Genomic DNA, 3,950 nt, shown 5'->3' on the forward strand with positions numbered 1-3,950 from the left:
TAGGCCATATACTTGACTTCACCATCGTATTCATATTCAGCTATTCCCGTCTCCAGAGCGGTCATCCGCTTGATTACATCCTCCATTCCCTCGGCATCATCGGAGAGCTTCTTTTGCAGTATATAGTCTTTCTTGGGATGAGCCACAAAAGTTGTATCCTGGTTTATCAAATAGGCATAGCCGGTTTCTCCCACCTTTACATCGGAAGTAATCTCTGTTATCTTCTCTGCCTTGATGGTTGCACCCAGAACCCCCACTACCTTGTCTCCCTGGTAAATGGGAACGGCAATGGGAGCCACCAGATTACCGGTAGCCTTGGATATTACCGGGGTATCGATATTGGCCTTTCCCGCCATGGCCAGTTTGAAATAGTTGCGCTCATCCAGCTTGAAGTCCTGGAGACCTGTATCACCTACTACCGTACCATCCGGCCAGACCACATAGAGATTATCATGGTCAGCCGACATCAAGCCGCTCAAGAGAGCGGGTAAACGCTCTGCGTCCAGGTTCCGCACCTCATCCAGCTTGGCCAGGGTACTCATTTCGCTGAATTTCCCCGCTATCCAGGCATCTATTTCATCACCCGTAGCATCAGCTATTTGGGTACAATTTTCCTGGATCTGCTGGATCAATATATCCTTTCCGCTCCAGTAGGAAACCAGGCTTTGTCCGATAGAGGCTAGAAAAAAAGCTCCCAGGATCCAAAGCAGAAAGTTGAATTTCAGACTTTGTGTAAATCTCAATTCCCCCACCCCTTTTTTATCTTTCTATAAAACTTTTTCTCTCACCCCTTTTAAATTATTAGTTCCCCCGCTTTTTGTCTTTCTTTATATAAACAATCATATTAAAAACATCGGCTTTGGACTTTTCTCTCTTTAAAAATTACTACTTTATTCGACAGAGTGCTCAATAATTCCTTTTTTATTAGGAAATATCCAAAAAAAACCGGAGGATAAAGGGGACGGGGTAGCGCTTGTATCAAAAACAGATAAAAGCAGATAAAAGGGGACGGGGTTATTGACCCATTCGCTAGCGAATGGGTCAATAACCCCGTCCCCTTGTCATCCCCTTGTCAAACCTGATTCGGAACGACACAGGGGTCGTTCCCTACCTGAGTATGAAAGTACCAGTAACCTTTTTTAACTCTGTAGCCAGGGTCTCCAGTTCCTGGCTAACCTGAACTATATTTTGGGCTGCCGCCAACTGGTTCTGGCTTATGGCAGTTACTTCTTCCGCCGATGCTGCTGACTCCTGGGTTACGGCGGAAATATTTTCTATAGCCCGTATAATCTCATCAGTTGAGGCTACAATTTCCTCAAAAGTAGCCGATATATCCTGAATAGAATTATCCATCTTCCCGGCTCCCGTTTCTATTTCCCTAAAGGCTCCCACACTTTCTCCCAGAGAACTTCCTTGCTCCCTGACTTGCTTCTCTACCTTTTGGACTTCTGCTACTACTCGTTCTACTCCTGCCTGTACTTCGCTTATGATGTTGCCAATATTCAGGGTAGCACTACCGGTCTCCTCGGCTAGTTTCCGGACTTCTTCCGCCACTACGGCAAAACCTCGGCCAGATTCTCCTGCTCGGGCAGCTTCTATAGCCGCATTAAGTGCGAGAAGGTTGGTTTGCCCGGCTATATTGGTAATAACACTTATAATCTCCCCAATTTCCTGGGTTTTGTTGTCCAAGTCCATTATCACCTCGGAGACATTAACCGTGCTCTCCACGGTCTGATCCATCTTCTCCTTTTGCTGCAACATCAAGCCAGTAGCCTGGGCTACTATATCTTTAAAATGTCTGGATTGTTGCGACATATCCTCCGTGGCCTGGCTTACATTTTGCATGGCCATTCCCACTTGCCGGCTTAACTCACTGGTTTTCTGGGCGTCTTCCGCCTGGGTAGCCGCGGCCCGCGCTACTTCCTCAGCACTGGCATGCACCTGCTCGGAAGCCTTGCCACTCTGCTCGGCACTGCTGAAAAGACCATCTGCCAGCCCTGCCAATCTTTCCGCACTGGCAGCCATCTGCCCCAGAACTTGATGGAGATTATCATTCATTTCCCCCAGGGAATTCATCAGCAGACCTATTTCCGAGGAATCATTGCTTTTTATCTCCTGGGTTAAATCCCTTTGCGATAGCCGTTCGGTAATACCCACCATGGCCAGAACCGGGTGGGTAAAGCTCCCGCTTAAAAACCAGATTATCAAGAAAGCCAGAGCTAGAGTTGCCACAGTAATCAGAATAATTTTTTGCATCATATCGTTCAAAGGCTGATTTACTTCTTTTACGGGTACAGTTACACCCAAAGCCCATCCATTGCTCTTAACCGGAGCATAGGCCATATATTTTTCCATTCCTTCATATTTGTAATTTACTATCCCGGACTCCCCGGCAATCATTTTCTGGCCTATGGCAGCCAGTTCTTCTCCTAGCTCGAACTGGTTGCTCTCCAGGATAAACTCGCTTTTGGGATGGGCTACAAAAATTCCCTCCCGATCAATCAAATAGGCATAACCGGTGTCACCTATCTTAACCTGGTTAACCACATCAATTAATTCTTGAATTTTTAAGGTTGCTCCCAAGACCCCCACTATTTGCTGCCCCTGGAAAATGGGCATTGCAATCGGTGCCACCATATTGCCGGTGGTTTTAGAAAAAACTGGTGTGCCAATATTGGCTTGGCCCTTTATAGCCAGTTTAAAATAATCCCGGTCAGCCAGTTGAGGCCTTTCTCCTTTGTCAGTTACGGTGGAACCATCTGGCCATATTACATAGATATTGTCATACTCAGCTGTCATGATTCCCTTAAGAGCGGGGATAATCTCTTCTTCCTGCATATTCTTTATCAAACTAATTTTGCTAAGGGTATCGAGCTTTTCCAGCTTGCCGGCAAAATAGGTATCGATTACCTGGCTGGTTGATTCCGCTATTTGCTGGCACTTACTGGTTATTTCAGTAGTTAGAACATTTTTCCCACTCCAAAAAGAAACCAGGCTTTGGCCAATCGAGGCCAGGAAACAAAGTAGTAGTATCCCTATTAATAATTTAAACCGCAAACTATGGTAAAATCTCATTTCTAACCCCTCCTTTGCTTATAATATCGTTATTCCATAAATATACTTGTATTCCTTTTTACTTAAAAGATTGTACTATTAATATCAAAACTATATGCTGTCAGGCACTTAAGTTCTTCTTGTAAGGTATGGGGATATTAAAAAGTAAGGATTAAGGTTTCGTTTGACCAATAATGCTTCTACTTGCTATCATTACTGGTAGAAATAACTAATCGCCCTGCGGAATAATAGCCTGAATCCTGCATAAAACCTTTATAGCATCGGAAGAAACTGCGGAGCAGTTGCAACACAGCGCTGCAACGAGGTGGGGGATTAGAACCCGCTACCTGTTTTGTTAATAGGCGACCGCTTAGCACCGTGCGGGCACCACTGATGTTCGCTTCGCTCACTATTAAAGATGCACCCTGCGGGCACCACTGATGTTCGCTTCGCTCACTATTATGGATGCGGGGGATATATTTCATCTCGTAAATAGAATGATTACTATTGGAGGGGAGAGTATGTCCAGGGCCAGGCTGCTGGTATTAACCGGGCTGTTTATGAGTCTGGCGGGTTTCTTGCTGGGTGTGGGCTTTCTTTTTCTGGTAAATGTCCCCGTAGAGGAACTACTGGCCCAGAAAGGAACTTCCCAAACCCTTATCAACATAGCTATGACCAGTATTATAATCTTGTGGGCCTTAAGCACCGCTTGGGTTACCCGCTGCTTTTTCAAAAAAGTATTGAGCCGGGAAAAACCGCCAACATCGTTTATATGAGACTTTTGCATAATAGCAAAAATCAAGTTCTTTGAAACTACAATATGGTATTAGAGCATAGTAACCGGTTAAATTTTGGTTAATATTGCCTTTATCATCAACAAGGTTAATGGATTTGTC

At 45.0% G+C, this 3,950-nt stretch carries 3 protein-coding genes; 1 reads left to right on the forward strand and 2 read right to left on the reverse strand.

Annotated elements, in window-relative coordinates:
- Both PHP87_RS11205 and PHP87_RS11210 read right to left on the reverse strand, forming a co-directional pair.
- The coding region (locus PHP87_RS11205) for a cache domain-containing protein (protein WP_299921389.1) at positions 1-743 on the reverse strand (743 nt) is incomplete at its 3' end.
- Between the two features lie 364 nt (positions 744-1,107).
- Positions 1,108-3,075: a methyl-accepting chemotaxis protein gene (locus PHP87_RS11210; protein WP_299921391.1), complete on the reverse strand. Its 1,968-nt coding sequence runs from the start codon at positions 3,073-3,075 to the stop codon at positions 1,108-1,110.
- A gap of 500 nt (positions 3,076-3,575) precedes the next feature.
- On the opposite strand from PHP87_RS11210, the gene PHP87_RS11215 reads away from it, so the two are divergent.
- The gene (locus PHP87_RS11215; RefSeq protein WP_299921393.1) at positions 3,576-3,830 is read left to right on the forward strand and encodes a hypothetical protein; all 255 of its coding nucleotides are present in this window, start codon (positions 3,576-3,578) and stop codon (positions 3,828-3,830) included.
- Positions 3,831-3,950: the final 120 nt, after the last annotated feature.

It is taken from the genome of Syntrophomonas sp. (assembly GCF_028707975.1).
GTDB lineage: Bacteria > Bacillota > Syntrophomonadia > Syntrophomonadales > Syntrophomonadaceae > Syntrophomonas.